Source organism: Streptomyces sp. NPDC015032 (genome assembly GCF_043080425.1).
GTDB lineage: Bacteria > Actinomycetota > Actinomycetes > Streptomycetales > Streptomycetaceae > Streptomyces.
The window spans coordinates 283,864-300,910 of record NZ_JBIBVN010000003.1 but is presented as its reverse complement, the minus strand read 5'-3'; the positions used below and the strand labels follow the sequence as shown (position 1 = coordinate 300,910).

The following is a 17,047-nucleotide window of genomic DNA, read 5'->3' as shown; positions in this document are numbered from 1 at the left end:
CGCTCGTCCCTAGCCTGAACATGATCACTACGGGCTGCGCGCCTCATGCTACTGGCCACGCGCAGACGCCCCACCGGCCACCGGGAAGACGCCCCACCCGCCTCGGAAATTCGGTTGCGGAGGCCCGAAGGCACGCCATGATGGGCGTGACCACACCGCCGAACCTCGGGAGACCCCGAATGCGCCGACTCCTCGGAACGACCCAGCGCCCCCACTGGCTCACGGTTCTCGAGGACTCGACCACACATGCACACCCTGAACATCGGCATTCTGGCCCACGTCGACGCCGGTAAGACCAGCCTCACCGAGCGGCTCCTCTTCGACGGCGGCGTGATCGACCGGCTCGGCAGCGTCGACGCCGGCGACACCCGCACCGACGACGGGGAGATCGAGCGTCGGCGCGGCATCACGATCCGCTCGGCCGTCGCCGCCTTCACCTGCGGCGACGTCCAGATCAACCTCATCGACACCCCCGGTCACTCCGACTTCGTCGCCGAGGTCGAGCGTGCCCTGGAGGTCCTCGACGGCGCGGTGCTGCTGCTCTCCGCCGTGGAGGGCGTCCAGGCCAGGACGCGGGTCCTGCTGAAGACCCTGCGGCGGCTCGGCCTGCCCACGCTCGTCTTCGTGAACAAGATCGACCGGGCGGGCGCCCGCGAGGTGGGCCTGCTCGACGATGTCCGGCGCCTGCTCACTCCGTCGGTCGTGCCGCTCACGGGAGTCGAGGACATCGGCACGCCGCAGGCCCGGGTCGTACCGCGTCCGCTCACCGCGCCGGGGGTGGCCACCACCCTCGCCGAGGTCGACACCGGGATCCTCGCCGCGCTCGTGGACGGCCCCGCCCCGACCGAGGACGACCTACGGGCCGTGCTCGCCGCACGCACCGCCGACGGCTCCATGCATCCGCTGTTCTTCGGGTGCGCGCTGGACGGGCAGGGCGTGGCCGAACTCGTCGAGGGCATCGTCCGATTCGTACCGGCGCCCACGCCCGAGCAGCGCGGCACGACGGAGGCTCCCCGGGGCGCCGTGTTCGCCGTACGGCCCGGCCCCGGCGGCGAACGGAGGGCCTACGTCCGGTTGTACGAGGGCGAGGTGACGAACCGCCAGCGACTGACCTTCCTGCGGCGCGGGGCCGACGGGCGCACGACAAAGGTGGCGGGCCGGGCGCTGGAGCTCACTGTGGTCGGGCAGCCCGGTGCGCCCTCGCTCACCGCGGGGAACATCGCCGAGCTGCGCGGTGTCCCCGGCATCCGCGTCGGCGACCGGCTCGGGGAGGTCACCGACAGGGCGCCCCAGTTCGCCGCGCCGACCCTGGAGACCCTGGTGCGGGCACGGCATCCCGCGAAGGCGGCGCCCCTGCGGTCGGCGCTGCTCGCCCTGGCCGACCAGGACCCACTGCTGCACGCCCGGCCCGCGGGCTCCGGCGCCACCGCGCTGCTCTTGTACGGCGAGGTGCAGAAGGAGGTCATCGCGGCGACGCTCGCCGAGGACTTCGATATCGAGGCAGACTTCGAGCCGAGCCGGGTGCGGTTCCTGGAGCGCCCGGCGGGCACGGGAGAGGCGTATGAGGAGATGCCGTGGCTCGACCAGGCGCACTGCATGGCCACGATCGGCCTGCGCGTCGAGCCGGGCGCCCGCGGTTCGGGCACAGTCTTCGCGTACGAGACCGAACTCGGCGCCCTGCCCCGCGCCTTCCACCAGGCCATCGAGGACACGGTCCACGCGACGCTGCGCTCCGGCCCGCACGGCTGGGCGGTGACCGACTGCCGGGTCACGCTCGTCCGGTCCGGCTTCTCCTCGCAGCACAGCACGGCGGCCGACTTCCGCACGCTCACCCCGTACGTCCTGCTCCGGGCCCTGGACAGGGCGGGCACGCGGGTGTACGAGCCGTACCACGCCTTCGAAGTCGAACTCCCCCTGGACACGCTGGCGCCGGTGACGGCCCGGCTCGCCGCGTACGGAACTGAGTTCGGGGAGACGACGGGCGGCCGTACCGCCTGGCTGATCACCGGCGAACTCCCGGCGCGCCATGTGCGGGACGTGGAGCTGTGCCTGCCGAGGCTGACGCGCGGCGAGGGCGTGTGGTGGTCACGGCCGTCGGGGGACCGGCCGCTGCGGGCGGAGCGTTAGTCTGAGGGCCGTCGGTGGCGGATGCGGCGAAGTCGTCGCCGAGGGCGCCGCGGAGTTTGCGAATCTCCTGCCGCGCGAGTTCAACCGCTCCTCCAACCGGTAGCGGACAGCGTGTGGCTCGCGCCGAACGACGACGCCGCTGCCGGTTGGGGGACGGTCCGCGCGGTCGTCACCCGTGACGGGGTGCCGGCGTGCAGCGGCGTCGCGTTGGTCAAGCTCACCGCCTGACCGGGTTTCTGACGGTTCGCGTCGGCACCGGGCCTCCGGAGGGATGGAGGCCCGGTCGGGCGGCAGAGGCAGCACAGCCCTTCAGGGTGCCGCTGGGGGCGGCGCTTTGCCCGCGGTCCGCGGCGGGCCAGGATGCACATTCACCACGGCCCGACCGGGGCGCATCACCGAGGTTCGGCGGGCATGCCCGCGGTCCGGGCACGACGGGGGCCGCCGCCGGCTCGCGCCGGGCCGCCCCCGTCAGTGGCTCCAGTGGTCGCGCTGCGGGAGCTCGGCCCAGGAGTCGGGTGGGCCGACGACGGCGCGGGCATCGGCCGGGCGCAGCCCCGCGTAGGCACAGGAGTAGGCCACCGCGTTGCAGTGGTAGAGGTACGAGGCCAGGACTTCCTCGGGTGTGTCGTCCTGGTCCGGCGAGCCACCCGGGTGAAGGTCCCAGCCTTCGACGACGCCGTTCCGGGCGATGCTGCCCTGATTGCCGCTCTTGGGGTTGGCGTACAGCCCGTAGCAGACGGTGTCCCGGGACAACCGGGTCAGCACGCCCGGCATCTGCGGCGCGTACCCCCACGGCTGAGTGACCACGCAGCCGCCCGGCACGGTCGTCACGCCGATGATCTGCAGGCTCTCATCCATGTCGTACGCGTACGGATCCTCCACCAGCTCGTCCAGTTCCTGTCCTGCCACCGACGTCGCTTCCAAGCGGCGTATCGCCTCCCCGGCATCGATCCCGGCCACACACGCCAGGCCCGTACCCTCGTAGTGGAAGCTTCCCAGCGCCGCGACCAGCCGTCTGCCCTCCTGCGCCGTCGCGCGTTCCGCCTCGGTCAGCCCGCGTTCGCCGTCGGGTACCGCAAACAGATCCGGCGTCGGTCCGGCCAGGCTGAGCCGCCCCGGTGACCAGCCACCCATCAGGGACCGCCAGGGATCGGCTCCGGCAGCGGCGAGAGCCCTTGCGTTGTCCGGCCGGTTCGACAGCACGGCTTCCCACAACGCGGTCGTCCCGCCCTCGAGCGCGTCCACATCCGCGACGCGTCGGGCCAGTTCCGTGACGACCGCCGGTGAGCCGAAGCCCGCCGCCCGGTGCAGGGGCCGGCCCCCGCCCCAGGCTTCTGGATCGGCGCCCCGGTCGAGACGCATCCGGATGCCGTCGTGGTCCTGCCAGTCCTGCCATCCCACGCCTGACCAACCATCATGGCGAGCCGTCACCGATTCCTCCTCCAACGCCGATTCGGGCGGTTCGCACCGCCGCATACGCACACCCTCGCAGACAGGTCCGACAACGCCCCGCGCGATGTTCCCGCGTCTCCCCGGCGACGCAGCAACGGCGCTCGCCCGTGCCGCGATGTCGCCGGACACCTGCAAACAGTGCCTGAGCCGCCCGGAGAATCAACGCAGCGTCTGCGGCCGCCTGTGCCGCGGCCATCACAACACGGCGGAAGCGGCCCCTTCCCCTGCGAGAGCTGCGCGCCGGCCGATGGGCAGCTGCGGCAGCTCCGAACGCCGACGGGCGGCGTACGCCGACGCGGTGTCGGTGTACGCCGCCCTCGGGCGGGACAAGGTGCGGGCGGCGGCCCGCGGGGTCATGGCGGCTATTTCGGGTCTTGGTTGAACTTCGAGGCCGACCAGAAGTAGCCGAGTACCGCGAGGCCCAGGCACCAGACGACGGCGAGCCATCCGTTGTTGCCGATCTCGGTGCCGAGGAGCAGGCCGCGCAGGGTCTCGATGGCGGGTGTGAAGGGCTGGTACTCGGCGACCGGCCGGAACCAGCCCGGCATCGCGTCGATGGGGACGAAGGCGCTGGACAGCAGCGGCAGCAGGATCAGAGGCGTGGCATTGTTGCTGGCGGCCTCGGCGTTCGGGCTGATCAGGCCCATGCCGACCGCGATCCAGGTGAGTGCCAGGGCGAAGAGTACGAGCAGCCCGAACGCCGCGAGCCATTCCAGAACGGTGGCGTCGGTGGAACGGAAGCCGATGGCGACGGCGACGGCACCGACGAGAACCACGCTGATGACCGACTGCAGGACGCTCCCGATGACGTGTCCGATGATCACGGAGCCGCGGTGGATCGCCATGGTGCGGAAGCGGGCGACGATGCCCTCGGTCATGTCGTTGGAGACGGAGACCGCGGTGCCGACCACGGTGCTGCCGATGGTCATCAGCAGGAGGCCCGGGACGATGTAGGCAATGTACCGGGAGCGGTCGGGAGCGCCACTGCCGCCGATGCCCGCGCTCATGGTGTCGCCGAAGATGTAGACGAAGAGCAGCAACAGCATGATCGGGGTGAGCAGCAGGTTCAGGGTGAGGGAGGGATAGCGCCGGGCGTGCAGGAGGTTGCGGCGCAGCATCGTGGAGGAGTCGCGCAGGGCGAGGGAGAGGGAGCTCATCGGGCGGTCTCCTTGGGCTGGTTGGGCTGGTTCAGCTGATTGGGCTGGCTCGGCTGATTGGACTGGTTCGGCTGGTTGGGGATGGCGGCGCCGCCGGTCAGGGCGAAGAAGACGTCGTCGAGGTCGGGGGTGTGCACGGTCAGCTCGTCCGCCTCGACGCCGGCCGAGTCCAGCCAGTCGAGGATGGAGCGCAGCTCGCGCTGGCTGCCGTCGCTGGGGATCTGCAGCGACAGCACCTCGTCGTCGCGGGCGGCCTCGCCCAGGGCGGAGGCGGCACGCTGATACGCGGCCGGGTCGGTGAAGCGGAGCCGGACGTGCCCGCCCGGGATCATCCGCTTCAGCTCCTCGGCGCTTCCCTCGGCCGCGATCCTGCCGTCGTTGAGCACGGCGATGCGGTCGGCGAGCTCGTCGGCCTCCTCCAGGTACTGAGTGGTGAGGAAGACGGTGACGCCGTCGGCGACGAGTTCGCGGATGATCCGCCACATGTTGTGGCGGGAGCGCGGGTCGAGGCCGGTGGTCGGCTCGTCGAGGAAGATGATCCGCGGGCTGCCGACCAGGGTCATGGCGATGTCCAGGCGCCGCTTCATACCGCCGGAGTAGGTGGAGGCCGGCTTCTTCGCGGCCTCGGTGAGGTCGAACCGCTCAAGCAACTCGGCGGCGACGCGCCGTCCCTCGCGCTTGGAGAGATGGTGCAGGTCCGCCATCAGGAGCATGTTCTCCTCCCCGGTGATCAGGCCGTCGACGGCGGAGAACTGCCCGGTGACACCGATCGCGGCGCGTACGGCCTGCGGGTCGGCGGCGAGATCGTGGCCCGCGACACGGGCCTGCCCGCTGTCGGCGGTGATGAGCGTGGAAAGGATCTTGACCGCGGTGGTCTTGCCGGCGCCGTTGGGCCCGAGCAGGGCGAACACGGACCCGGCCGGGATGCGCAGATCGATGCCGTCGAGGACGCTCTTGTCGCCGTACGACTTGCGCAGACCGACGGTGGAGACGGCGACCGGCGCGTGCGGACCGCCACGCCGACTAGACGTGGGCATGACAGAAGAAGGCATGGGACCCTCCATTGGAAGGATGAAGTGACGGGAGAATACGGTGAGTTGAGGTCAGGCTCTTGAGGGTCAGACCTTGGCGCGGAGGACGTCGATGTTGCCGTACCGGGTGCGGGCACGGACCTCGACGGTGTCCTCTGCCTTTTCCGGGGACTCGGACGCGGTGAGCGTGTTGCGCACCTGACCGGAGCCCGAGCTGACGTCGAGCCAGGCGGCGGTGCCCTCGCGGATGCCGACCTCGATGGCACCGTGGGAGGTCTCCAACTGAACGGTGCCGCGGGCCACTTCACCGACGCGCAGGGTGCCGTGGGCGGTGGCGGCGGTGACCGAGGCCTCGGCGCGCCGGATCTCGATGTCGCCGTTGGCGCCGTTGACACGCAGGTCGCCGGTCGCGACGCCGACCGTCGTGGTGCCGTGCGAGTTCTTCAGAACGGCGGAGCCGTCGACGAGGCCGACGCGCAGGCTTCCGGAGCTGGTGGTGATCTCGGCCGCGCCCTCGACCCGGTTCACGGTGATCGAGCCGTGCGACGCGGTCAGCTTCAGCGGGCCGGTGGTGTCGAGGCGGACGTCGCCGGACGAGGTCTTCACGCACACCTCGCCGAGCCGGCCCTCGCCGAGCACCTGGGCCCAGGCGCCGGTCACGTCGACGCACGAACCCGTGGGCAGTTCGACCGTCACATCGACGGTGCCGGTGCGGCCGACCAGATAGCGCGGCTTGGGCGTCCTGACGGTCAGGACGCCGCTCGCGTACGCGACCTCGGTCTGGTCGGCCGCCCGTACGTCCTGGTCACGCTTCGGGTCGCGGGGCCGCACCTCGACGACGGTGTCGAGGCGGTCGCCCGCGGTGAGCCTGATGGAACCGGCCTCCACGTGCGCCGTGGCCGAGATCGGTTCGGGAGTGTCGAAAGAAGGCATGGCTGTACCGTCCTCTTGGGCCTTTGGGACGTCCCCGCTGGTGGGACATGGTGTGGGTGACGCAGGGCGGGCGGGGCGCGGCTAGCGCACCCAGCCCGTGATGCTCTGTCCGATGGTCTGGGTCTTCTCCGTCGCACGCGGCCGCGTGCCGCCGTCGACCGCGGCCGACACCGCCCGCACCAGCCACGCGTTGACCGACAGGCCCTCGCGGCTCGCGGCCTCCTCGGCGCGCGCCTTGAGGTGGGCCGGCAGACGCAGATTGACGCGGGCGGTGCCACCCTCGTCACCGTCGGCCGGGGCCGCGATCCCGAGCGGTTCGACGGGTACAGCCGGCTCCGCGCGGCCACCAGCGTCGGCGGGCGGCAGCGTCACCACGAAGTCGGGGTCGAGCCCGCGCAGCCGTACATCGACCGAGCCGGGGGCGAGTTCACGGGTGATCTCGTCCATCGCGGCGGAGAGCACATGGAGCATGGTCAGCCGGGTCGCCGACTCCAGAGGAGCGGTGAGCCGCTCGGCCAGCTCACGGGCACTTTCGCCGCCGGCCTCGGCGGCCACCGCGAGTTCGCGGCGGAGAGTGTCGACATACGGGGTGAGGTCCATAACGCCATCATGGCACCACAATGGCACACACGCAAGCCCGGATGGCACCTCACACCGGACGGACCTCGGGGACAGCACCCCTGAACTGCGGAAACATGGAGGGTGCGACCGAAGTCATGGTGACATCACGCATGCTTGTACGCCTCCAGGAACGCGAAATGGCATCACCCGGCACTGGATGGCACCAAGTGGTGCCATCCAGTGCCGGGTGATGCCATGTGATGCCGCAAGAAGGCGGCCGGACCCCGCCTCGCAACCCACCTCGGTCCGCACCGCTCCCAGCAGCGCATTCACCGGCCGTGGCCGACAGACGTCCTCGCCCCCCGGGTCCGGCCGCCTCCGCCGCATGCTCCCCCGGCTGTTTCCGTACCTGGTGGATCCGCCGCGAGCACGCGCGTGGCTGACCGTTGCAGCCGCCACGTCGGCGGCAGACGGCAGGCGGCAGGCGGCAGGCGGCAGGCGGCAGGCGGCAGGCGGCAGGCGGCAGCAATGCCCTGCCCCCGTCGGACCCGCTCCGCGCGGACGGCTACGCCGGAGGGGCGGCCCGGCGAGCCGCCGCGCGACGCAGCGTCGCGGCCTCGCCGGCCAGCACGGCGGGATCGTCGCCGGGCACGAACTCCACGAGCGCGTCGAGCCGGACGCGGCGCCGGTTCAGCAGGTCGAAGACCCCGGTCCACAGGTCCTCACGGTCCGCCAGCCGCAGTCGGCGGTTGCCCGGCCACCACGAGAAGACGTGCACCGCGCCGACCCGGTCGCCGAGCTCGGCAAGCCCCGCCAGCGCCTCCTCGTCGGGGGTGTCGAGCGGCGGCTGCCAGTAGGTGCGGAGGTTGTCGGCGCCCACCTCGTCCAGCAGCCGGAGGGTCGAGGCGACCGAGTCGGTGAGGGTCTTCGCATGGAACTCCAGCGCGAGCTCCAGCCCGTGGTCCGCGGCGACCCGCGCCGCCTCCCGCAAGCGGGTCACGGTCCCGCGCCGCTCCTGCGGCGTGGCATCCCGCGATCCGACTGTTCCCGCCCAGACCCGCACCCGCGGCGCACCGAGGAGCACCGCGGCACGGGCGACCACCGGGAACCCGGCCGACTCGTCCGGGGTGGCACGGAAGTACGAGCCGTACGAGCAACAGGTGAGCCCGTACCTCTCGGAAGCGTCACGGGCCGCTCGGACCGTGCCGGGCTCCTCGGGAGGCGCGTGCACGTCCGCTCCCCACTCGACCACTTCCAGGCCCGCGTCCGCGGCCCGGCGTGCGACCTCGGCGGCGGGCAGCCGCCGGAAGGTGACGGAGCACAGGCCCAGCCTGGTCACGGTGCCACCCGGCCCGGTCGGCGAACAGCTCGGAACGCGGCACGCCGCATGGCGTCGCTTCTTCTCACGGTCACTGCATCCCTTTCCTTCGGCCACCTCGCGGCGGTCCTTCTGTGGCCCTCCCGGGCCCGTACGGCGGCCGGCCGACCGGCCGCGTCCCCGCCCCGCCCACCGGAGGCCCGGACGAAAGCCCCGGAGCCCGGACGGGAGGACGGCCGCACGGTCCGCCCGGGGAGGTCGGGCGGACCGTTTCACGGCCGGCCGCTCACGCTGCGTTCGGCCCCACGTCCGCAGTCGTGAGCGGGTGGCGCAGGGCGGGCAGTGTCGCATACTCGTCAGCCCCGATGTCCCGCGTACTGCCCCGCACATCGCCGTCGATGTCGTCGTACACGGCCGGACTGCCCAGCGTGGCCGCGCCGATGGCCGGGCTGCCCGCCGACAGCCGCGAGATCCCGTCGGATCCCCGGCTGAGCCGGGGATCGGCCCGGGTGCAACCGCCCGAAGGGATATTGCCGTTGGACGCCGCACCCCACACCATGTTGCTCTGCCAGGTGAAGCCGGTGGTGGCTCCCATCGCGACGAGGCTGCCGGAGTCACCGACGAACAGGTTGTCGGCGATGACAGCGTCCCGTGGCTCGTACTCCCGGGTCTCGCCCGAGAGCGTGCTGGAGTTGCCGAGCAGGGTGTTGTGCACGATCACCGCGCGGTCGCACGCGTCGTTGCCCCGCCTTTCGTCCGCCGTCTCGCCCGCGTTGTGGTCGCGGGTGGTGCCGCTGCCGACCACCAGGGCCCGGCCCGACAGTCCGCTGAGGTAGTTGTTGACGATCAGGTGGTCATTGCCGTACAGGCGCACCCCGTCGACGCCCCCGATCAGGTAATTCCCCTCCACCGTGGAGTGGTTGCCGTGGCGCAGCACGATCCCGCCGCGGCTGTTGCGGATGGTGTTGTAGCGCACGGTGTTGTCGGAGGACTTCACCGAGATGGCCTCGGGGTCTCCGTCGCAGCGCTCGAACAGGTTGTACTCCACGATCGCGTGGGCGCTGGACAGCGCCCGGCCGCTGACGCCGAGCCGGATCGGCTCGCCGCCGTTGGCACCGGTGAAGCTGTGGTCGGAGAAGTGGTTCCTGAAGATGTGGAGGTTCTGGGCCATGGCGGTCGAGCCGGGGCCGTCGACGACGATGAAGATGCCGGCGGTGGTCTTGTCGTGGAAGTGGTTCCGGTCGATCTTCGAGTCGTTCGCCCGCACAACGACCCAGTAGAGGCCGTCGGTGTCCGCGAACTGGAAGTCGTTGCGGGTCAGCCGGATCGTCGAGCAGTTCGCCGGGATCTCCATCGTGGTGCTCTGCCGGAAGGCGAAACCGCTGACGGTGATGTTGCTCGAATTGCTGAAGACGAAGCTGCGTTCACCCCGCAGCACGGCACCGCCGAGGGTCTTCGAGACGATGGTGATCGGTGCGGCGCCGGTGCCGTTCTTGCCGGAGACGTTGATCGCGCCTCCTGACGGAACGGTGTAGGTGCCGTCGGCCAGAACGATCCGGTCGCCGGGTGCGGCACCGTTGATCGCACTTTGGAGTCCGGCCAGGGAGCCGACCGGTATGTCGACCGCCGATGCGCTGCCCGACAGCGTTGTGGTGAGGGGCACGGCGGCAAGCGCTGCCACCGCGGTGCTCCTGAGGAACGTGCGTCGTTGCATGATGGCCTCCTGTTGCGGCAAGGACGTACCGGGCCGGATCCGTACAGCCCCCGCGGCTGGACGTACCGGTGCCCCGCGGTGGGGACAGCCGGGGGCGAACCGGGCCGGCCGTCCTTCCCGTGGGCGGGCTCAGCGAGCGTGGGGGCCGACGTCGGCCGGGTTCAGCGGCCGGCGTACGGGGGGCCTGTTCACGTACTCGTCCGCGCCGATGTCCCTGGCCCGCCCACGCGGCTGGCCATCGATGTCGTGGGTGACGGGCGGCCGCCCGAGCGTGCCCGCGTCGATCGCCGGACTGTCCGCCGACAGCCGGGCGACGCCGTCCGGGCCCGTCACCAGCTTCGGGTCGATACGGGTGTAGCCGCCGGCCGGGATGTTGCCGTCGGCTGCGGCGCCCCAGAGGATGTTGCCCGACCAGGTGAAGCGCACGGTGTTCGCCATCGCGACCAGTTCGCCCGAGTCCGAGACGAGCAGGTTGTCCGCGACGGTCACGTCCCGCGGCTCGTGCGGACGCTGGCTCTCCCCAAAGAGCGTGCCCTTGTTGTTCACAAGGGTGTTGTACGCGATGAGGACCCGGTCGGGTGCGTCGTTGCCGCGGCGGGCGTCGGGCGACTCGCCGGGCAGGTGGTCGCGGGCCGAACCGCTGCCGATCACCATCGCCCGCCCGGACAGGCCGGCGAGGTGGTTGTTGACGATCACATGGTCGTTGCCGTAGATCCGCAGGCCTTCCGTGCCGCCGATGAGGTGGTTGCCCTCCACGCGGTTGCGGTTGCCGTGCCGCAGGACGATCCCACCGAAGCTGTCGCGGACAGTGTTGTAGCGGATGACGTTGTCCGAGCTCTTGACGGAAATGGCCTCCGGGTCGCCGTTGGCGCGCTCGAACAGGTTGTACTCCACGACCGCGTGGGCGCTGGACAGCGCCCGGGGGCTGACGCCGAGCCGGATCGGCTCGCCGCCGTTGGCACCGGTGAAGCTGTGGTCGGAGAAGTAGTTCCGGTGTACGTGGACGCGCTGGGCCATCGCCTCCGTGCCCGCGCCCTCGATACCGAGGTAGATGCCGAGCGTGCTCTTGCCGTGGAAGTGGTTGTGGTCGACCTCGCTGTCGTCCGCACGCACCATCACCCAGTGCAGGCCCTCGATGTCGGCGAGCTGGAAGTCGTTGCGGGTGAGCCTGATGTGTGAGCAGTTCTCGGGGACCTCCAGGGTGGTGCTCTGGCGGAAGGAGAAGCCGCTGACGGTGATGTGGCTGGACTCGTCGAACACGAAGCTGTGTGCGCCATCGAGTACGACGCCGCCGCGGGACTGGGCCGCGATGGTCACGGGCGCGCGGTCGGTGCCCCGCTTTTTCCGGATCGTGACGGGCCGGTCCGACGGGACGGTGTATCTGCCGTCGGCGACGACGATCCGGTCACCGGGTCGCGCGTGGTCGATCGCGGCCTGGAGCTCGTCCAGCGAGCCGACGGCGGTCGGAGCCGCCGTCGCACTGGCGGCCGGGAGACCGCCGGTGGGGACGGCGACCAGCACAGCCCCTGCCGCGGTGCCCATGAGGAACGTGCGGCGTTGCATGATGCCTCCGTGATTGTGGTGGTGGACCGGGGCCGGGACCTGGCTCAGCCGTCGGCCCGGTCGGCGGGGGTGTCCAGGTACAGCTCGATGACGGGTACGGGGGTGTCGGGACGTTGGACGGGGAGTTCGAGGGTGAGCGTGCCGGCGGGCTGCCCGCCCATCTCGGTGTTGAGCGCGGGACGGTCCGGGTCGATATGGACCTGGGTGATCTCTGACGCGTCGTTCAGCAACTGGGCGTAGCGGACCCGGCCGGCGAGTCCCGGCAGGTGCAGATGGCGCAACGGCCAGGCGAACAGATGGACGTAGAGCCGGTCGCCGCGCTGGGTGAACCGGCACTCGGTGGGGGCGGTGTACGGGGACGGGCCGCAGCCGCGGACCGACCGCTCGTGCAGGTCCATCCACCGGCCGATCTCGGCGAGGACGGCGACGGCGCGCGGGTCGAGGTCGCCGCGGCCGGTGGGGCCGACGTTGAGCAGCAGGTTGCCGCCCTTGGACACCCCGTCCACGAGCATCCGGATCAGCAGGTCGGCGCTCTTGTGGTCGAGGTTGTCGCGGTCGTAGCCCCAGCTTCCGTTGAGCGTCTGGCACGCCTCCCAGAGGACGGGCCGCCCGTCCTTGGTCATGGGGCCGGAGGGCTGGTACTGCTCGGGGGTGACGAAGTCGCCGGGAAGGCCGGTCCTGTCGTTGACGAGGACGTGCGGCTGGAGTTCGCGGATCATCTCCAGGAGCTTCGGGGAGTCCCAGTCGTCCGGGCCCTTGCCGCCCCACCAGCTGCGACCCTTGTACGAGAAGTCGAAGAACAGGTAGTCGACCCGCCCGAAGAACGTCAGGAGTTCACGGACCTGGCCGTGCAGATAGCGCTGGTAGTCGCGGATGTCGCGGTCGGCGGTCGCGGCCTTGAACTCCTCGTCGTCGCGCTGCGGATGGATGCCGTCCACGGGAAAGGACGGGTGGTGCCAGTCGATCAGGGAGTGGTAGAGGCCGACCTTGAGTCCTTCGGCGCGGCACGCCTCGACGAAAGGCCCGACGAGGTCGCGGCCGTACGGGGTGTTGGTGACCTTGTAGTCGGTGAGGGCACTGTCCCAGAGGCAGAAGCCGTCGTGGTGCTTGGTGGTCAGGACGACGTACCGCATGCCGGCCGCCCTGGCCGTCCTGGCCCACTGGACCGGATCGTAACGGTCGGGGTCGAAGTGGTCGAAGTAGACCTGGTACTGCTCGTCGGTCAGCTTCTCCCGGTTCTTGACCCACTCGTGCCGTGCGGCCAGGGAGTACAGCCCCCAGTGGACGAACATGCCGAATCGGTCGGTGGTGAACCAGGTCGTCTCCGGAGTTTCCGCAGTCGTCTCGGTGGCCGGGGGCCCGGCGGGCGCGGACGGGTACGCCGTTGGTGTGTCAGCGCTCGGGGTCATGGGGCATCGCTCCTTGTCGTCGGCGTCCGGTGGCGCCTTCGGTGCGTTGTTCGGCGCTCCGGTCGGCGCGACCGGAGGGCTGGTCGTGCGGGATGGTACGAGGCATGGCGGGTGTGTCGCGGTGCGACCCCACCGCCGGGCCGGGGTCTGCGGTACGGCGACGCCGCACCCGGTGAACTCCCGGAAGCCGATGATGACTTCGCCGGGCGGTGCGGGGCAGTCGGCTGCCGGGTCAGCCCTTCAGGGCGCCGGAGGACAGGCCGTGGACGAAGGAACGCTGGAAGAGCAGGAAGACGATCACGGAGGGCAGCAGGGCCAGCAGGGAGGCAGCCATCACCACTCCGGGGGTGACGGCGGGATCGATCCGCAGGGTGCGGAGCGCCAGCGGGAGTGTGTAGGAGGAGGAGTCGGTGGAGACGAGGAGGGGCAGAAGGTACTGGTCCCAGATCATGGTGAAGCCGAAGACTCCGATGACCCCGAGCGCGGGCCTGCACATCGGCAGGATGATCTGGGCGAAGATCCGCAGGTCTCCGGCACCGTCGATGCGTGCGGCCTCTTCGAGTTCCCGGGGCACGTCCTTCATGAACTCGGTCATCACCAGGATGGAGAATCCCCAGGCACCCAACGGGACGATCATTCCGGCCAGGGTGCCGATCAGGTTGAAGTGGACCACCGGCAGGTCGGAGAGGATCACGGACAGCGGGAGGGCCAGGATCTCCTCGGGCAGCATCAGCGTCGCCAGGATGGCGACGAGCACCAGCGTCATCCCGGGGAAGACCTTCCTGGCCAGCGCGTAGCCGGCGAGGACGGAGACGGCCACCTGGAGGAGCAGGCCGAAGCCGACCACGAAGAACGAGTTCAGCAGGTACGCGAGCACGCCCTGGTCGAAAGCGATCCTGAAGTTGTCCAGAGTGGCGCCCGAGGGGATGACGCTCAGCTGTGTCGGGTCCTTGACGTGGCTGAAGGCACTGACCAGCAGGGCCATCAGGGGCCCGGCGAAGACGATCAGGACCAGCAGGTGGGTGACGCCCCTCAGGATCCGCCCACCCGGGCTCCTGCTCTCGGTCAGGCCCAGCGCGGTCTCGGTCGGCGCGTTCATTTGCTCTCCCTCCGTCGCAACAGGTGGACGACGATGGTCAGGATCAGCGTCGCGATGAACAGCAGGACGGCTCCGGCCGCGCCGACGCCGAGTCGGTTCTGCTCCAGCCCGAGCTTGTAGATGAGGGTCATCACGACCTCGGTGGAGCCGTCGGGTCCGCCGTTGGTGAGCAGGAACACCTCGGTGAACACGCGCAGTCCGCGGATCGCGGCGAGGATGAACAGGATCGAGAACACCGACCGCAGTCCGGGCACCGTCACATGCCACACCCGCTGCATCCTGGAGGCACCGTCGACCTTCGCGGCCTCGTACAGACCTCGGTCCACACTCGTGAGTCCGGCGAGGAAGATCATCATGTCGTAGGGGGCACCCCGCCAGATGCCGGTGAGCATGATGGAGACCATCGACGTATCGGGGTCGTTGATGAATCCCGAGGGGCCGAAACCCACCAGGCCGAGAACGGAGTTGAGCATGCCGTCCTCGGTCGGGTGGTACATGACCCGCCAGAGTTCGGCGACGACCGCGATCGGCACCACTACCGGCAGGAACGCCGCGGAACGCACGAACCCCAGCCGACGGCCCTGCCCCTCCATCAGCAGCGCCAGTACGAGGCCGAGAGCCATCGAGCCGGCGGTCTGCCCGGCGGCGAGGACGACAGTGTGCCAGGCGGCCTCGCGGAAGCCGTCGGAGTGGAGCACCGTGGAGTAGTTCTCGGCACCGACCCACTTGTTCCCGAGGTAGGGCTGGACCTCCTGGAAGGACATGGTCAGCGCACTGGCCATGGGAATGAACTTGAAGTACAGAAAGAGGAGCAGTGCCGGGGCCAGGAACAGCCACGGAGTCCACCACCGGCCCGCCCGGCGGTTGTGTCCGCGGCGGCCGGTGGTGGCCCCGCCGACCGGGCGGCCGGTGGTCCGGTCCGCGGGGCCGGCCGCCGCGAGGGCGGCCGGATCCGCCTGGTCGAGGCTCATGACGCGGCGATTCCCTGTTCCTTGAGGATGTCGGCGAGCTGCTTGTCGAGCTCGCCCAGTTTGGTCCTGGTGTCCAGATCACAGTCGGCCATCAGCGCGTTGATGGCCTCCGCGGTCGTCTGCCGCACCGGGGTCCAGTTGGGGATCGACGGCGCGTACCGCCCGGATTTCCGGTACGCCTCGGCGTAGGTCGACCAGCGGGGGTCGGGGCGGACCTCGGAGATGTCCACCGTCTTGTTGACGGGCAGTTGCACGGTGTATCCGATGTCGCCCTGCATCCCGGTCTTCTGGCCCTCGGCCGAGAGGGCGAAGTCGGCGAAGGCGTCCTGGCCCGCCCGGTTCTCGGAGCCCGCCATCAGGTAGACGGAGCCGCCCTCGGCGAGCACGGTGGCGTCCTTCGGCCCCTTGGGCATCGGCACGACCTCGTACTTGTCCTTGCCGAGAGTCTCGTCGAAGCGGGGCAGCAGGTACGGGCCGACGACGAACATGCCGGTCCGGCCCGCCTCGAACGTCTCATTCGTGGGTGGGGTCTCCATGGTCACGGCACCGGGCTGAATGGCTTTGTCCTTGCAGCCGAGATCGCGGAACCACTGCACGGCCTCGACCGATTCCTTCGTGGTCATCGCGGGCCTGTACGTGCCGTTCCCGGTCTCGGTGATGAAGTCCCCGCCCGCGGCCCAGAGGAAGTTGGAGAAGTACCAGGAGGCGTATCCGCGCTTGGTGGAGAGGGGGGCGGCGAGGCCGAAGGTGTTCTTCTTGCCGTCGCCGTCCGGGTCCTTGGTGGTGAATGCCTCGGCCATCGCGGCAAAGTCGTCCCAGTTCTGCGGGACTTGCAGATTCAGCTTCTCCCGCCAGTCCTTGCGGATGAGCAGCGCGGACGCCTGCGCCGAGTACGGCAGCCCGAACTGCTTGCCGTCCACGCTCTTGCCGGAGTCCAGGCCCTGGCCCACGGCCTGCTTCCCGCTCTTGACCTTGTCCAGGTCGATCTCCCTGAGCAGTCCTTGACTGTGCATGGCACCGAGTTGCGTCACATCGTTCATGACGATGTCGGGAAGGTTCTTCTGCGCGGCCCGCTGCTGCAGCTTGGTCTCGAAGTCGTCGAAGATGGCCGTGACTTCGACCTTGTAGCCCGTGGCCTTCCCAAAGGCGGCGGCGAGCCTGAGCGCGCCCTGCTCTCCCGGTCCGCCCGGTGTCGTCCTGGTCCACAGTTCGAGCGGCGCCTTGGAGTCCTGCTTGGCGTCCACTCCCGCGGGCCCGGACGTACAGCTGGTGAGGACCAGTGCGGAAGCGAGGAAACCCGCACCGATCCACCGCGATCTCTGCATGACAACTCCTGTTTCGCCGCAACACAGCTGGCCTGGAAAGCGCTTGCTGGGGACGCTAACGGGGGTCTGAATCCGCGGTCAATAGTCCGATGAATGCAAAAATCTCGCGATGCCTCGCCGCGGTCGGCGAAGAGACGCCCGCGCACACCTCCCCTACGGCCCGAAGCTTCCCACAAGGCACGCGCCCAAGCCGAGATACTGCCTGCTGGAGGGAGAGATAAGTCGCCCGAGGCATCGATCACCCCACTTCGCGGAGATCGCACACGATCCTGACGGCTGCCGGGCCGACCAGAGCCAGATCACTACACCTCATCCAAGAGCCTGCACAGTCCTCCGATGTATTGTGCCGCAAGTGCGCCGAACAAGGCACTGAACAAGCCACGCCAA

General features: G+C 70.1%; 13 protein-coding genes. 1 reads left to right on the top strand and 12 read right to left on the bottom strand.

Going from position 1 to position 17,047, the window contains the following annotated elements; translation table 11 throughout:
• Positions 1 to 246: 246 nt before the first annotated feature.
• Complete coding sequence (gene otr(A) / locus ACF08M_RS07150; protein ID WP_392184229.1) at positions 247 to 2,127, top strand: tetracycline resistance ribosomal protection protein Otr(A); 1,881 nt, start codon at positions 247 to 249, stop codon at positions 2,125 to 2,127.
• A gap of 468 nt (positions 2,128 to 2,595) precedes the next feature.
• On the opposite strand, the gene ACF08M_RS07145 is transcribed toward otr(A), so the two are convergent.
• The 12 genes from ACF08M_RS07145 to ACF08M_RS07090 all read right to left on the bottom strand — a co-directional run bounded on the left by ACF08M_RS07145 (position 2,596) and on the right by ACF08M_RS07090 (position 16,660).
• The gene (locus ACF08M_RS07145) at positions 2,596 to 3,603 is read right to left on the bottom strand and encodes an ankyrin repeat domain-containing protein (protein ID WP_392184228.1); all 1,008 of its coding nucleotides are present in this window, start codon (positions 3,601 to 3,603) and stop codon (positions 2,596 to 2,598) included.
• A 338-nt stretch (positions 3,604 to 3,941) separates the two neighbouring features.
• Entirely contained in the window at positions 3,942 to 4,736 is a 795-nt protein-coding gene (locus tag ACF08M_RS07140) for an ABC transporter permease (protein WP_392184227.1), read from the bottom strand.
• Positions 4,733 to 5,773 carry an ATP-binding cassette domain-containing protein gene (locus ACF08M_RS07135; RefSeq protein WP_392184475.1) on the bottom strand — a complete coding sequence of 347 codons (1,041 nt, stop codon included), beginning with the start codon at positions 5,771 to 5,773 and terminating at the stop codon, positions 4,733 to 4,735. The genes ACF08M_RS07140 and ACF08M_RS07135 overlap by 4 nt, the downstream gene beginning before the upstream one ends.
• An 81-nt stretch (positions 5,774 to 5,854) precedes the next feature.
• Entirely contained in the window at positions 5,855 to 6,700 is an 846-nt protein-coding gene (locus ACF08M_RS07130; RefSeq protein WP_392184226.1) for a DUF4097 domain-containing protein, read from the bottom strand.
• An 81-nt stretch (positions 6,701 to 6,781) separates the two neighbouring features.
• Positions 6,782 to 7,300, bottom strand: a complete 519-nt coding sequence (locus ACF08M_RS07125) for a hypothetical protein (protein WP_392184225.1) — start codon at positions 7,298 to 7,300, stop codon at positions 6,782 to 6,784.
• Between the two features lie 526 nt (positions 7,301 to 7,826).
• The gene (locus ACF08M_RS07120; protein ID WP_392184224.1) at positions 7,827 to 8,600 is read right to left on the bottom strand and encodes a sugar phosphate isomerase/epimerase family protein; all 774 of its coding nucleotides are present in this window, start codon (positions 8,598 to 8,600) and stop codon (positions 7,827 to 7,829) included.
• 265 nt (positions 8,601 to 8,865) lie between these two features.
• Positions 8,866 to 10,293, bottom strand: a complete 1,428-nt coding sequence (locus ACF08M_RS07115; protein WP_392184223.1) for a polysaccharide lyase 6 family protein — start codon at positions 10,291 to 10,293, stop codon at positions 8,866 to 8,868.
• A 129-nt stretch (positions 10,294 to 10,422) separates the two neighbouring features.
• Positions 10,423 to 11,856: a chondroitinase-B domain-containing protein gene (locus tag ACF08M_RS07110; protein ID WP_392184222.1), complete on the bottom strand. Its 1,434-nt coding sequence runs from the start codon at positions 11,854 to 11,856 to the stop codon at positions 10,423 to 10,425.
• Between the two features lie 44 nt (positions 11,857 to 11,900).
• On the bottom strand, positions 11,901 to 13,265 hold the full coding sequence (locus ACF08M_RS07105; protein WP_392184221.1) for an alpha-L-fucosidase: 1,365 nt from the start codon (positions 13,263 to 13,265) through the stop codon (positions 11,901 to 11,903).
• A gap of 232 nt (positions 13,266 to 13,497) precedes the next feature.
• A complete protein-coding gene (locus tag ACF08M_RS07100) occupies positions 13,498 to 14,364 on the bottom strand; it encodes a carbohydrate ABC transporter permease (protein ID WP_392184220.1) in 867 nt (288 codons plus the stop codon).
• Positions 14,361 to 15,335 (bottom strand): carbohydrate ABC transporter permease, encoded by a 975-nt coding sequence (locus ACF08M_RS07095; RefSeq protein WP_392184219.1) that lies wholly within the window; start codon positions 15,333 to 15,335, stop codon positions 14,361 to 14,363. Before ACF08M_RS07095 ends, ACF08M_RS07100 begins: the two co-directional genes overlap by 4 nt.
• Positions 15,332 to 16,660, bottom strand: coding sequence for an extracellular solute-binding protein (locus ACF08M_RS07090; RefSeq protein WP_392184218.1), 1,329 nt, complete (start codon positions 16,658 to 16,660; stop codon positions 15,332 to 15,334). Before ACF08M_RS07090 ends, ACF08M_RS07095 begins: the two co-directional genes overlap by 4 nt.
• Positions 16,661 to 17,047: the final 387 nt, after the last annotated feature.

What these genes read in the sequence shown, in the direction of transcription:
- ACF08M_RS07145 (WP_392184228.1), bottom strand. Translation starts at nt 3,603, where the DNA reads ATGCGGCGGTGCGAACCGCCCGAATCGGCGTTGGAGGAGGAATCGGTG.
- ACF08M_RS07140 (WP_392184227.1), bottom strand. Translation starts at nt 4,736, where the DNA reads ATGAGCTCCCTCTCCCTCGCCCTGCGCGACTCCTCCACGATGCTGCGC.
- ACF08M_RS07135 (WP_392184475.1), bottom strand. Translation starts at nt 5,773, where the DNA reads ATGCCCACGTCTAGTCGGCGTGGCGGTCCGCACGCGCCGGTCGCCGTC.
- ACF08M_RS07130 (WP_392184226.1), bottom strand. Translation starts at nt 6,700, where the DNA reads ATGCCTTCTTTCGACACTCCCGAACCGATCTCGGCCACGGCGCACGTG.
- ACF08M_RS07125 (WP_392184225.1), bottom strand. Translation starts at nt 7,300, where the DNA reads ATGGACCTCACCCCGTATGTCGACACTCTCCGCCGCGAACTCGCGGTG.
- ACF08M_RS07115 (WP_392184223.1), bottom strand. Translation starts at nt 10,293, where the DNA reads ATGCAACGACGCACGTTCCTCAGGAGCACCGCGGTGGCAGCGCTTGCC.
- ACF08M_RS07110 (WP_392184222.1), bottom strand. Translation starts at nt 11,856, where the DNA reads ATGCAACGCCGCACGTTCCTCATGGGCACCGCGGCAGGGGCTGTGCTG.
- ACF08M_RS07105 (WP_392184221.1), bottom strand. Translation starts at nt 13,265, where the DNA reads ATGACCCCGAGCGCTGACACACCAACGGCGTACCCGTCCGCGCCCGCC.
- ACF08M_RS07100 (WP_392184220.1), bottom strand. Translation starts at nt 14,364, where the DNA reads ATGAACGCGCCGACCGAGACCGCGCTGGGCCTGACCGAGAGCAGGAGC.
- ACF08M_RS07095 (WP_392184219.1), bottom strand. Translation starts at nt 15,335, where the DNA reads ATGAGCCTCGACCAGGCGGATCCGGCCGCCCTCGCGGCGGCCGGCCCC.
- ACF08M_RS07090 (WP_392184218.1), bottom strand. Translation starts at nt 16,660, where the DNA reads ATGCAGAGATCGCGGTGGATCGGTGCGGGTTTCCTCGCTTCCGCACTG.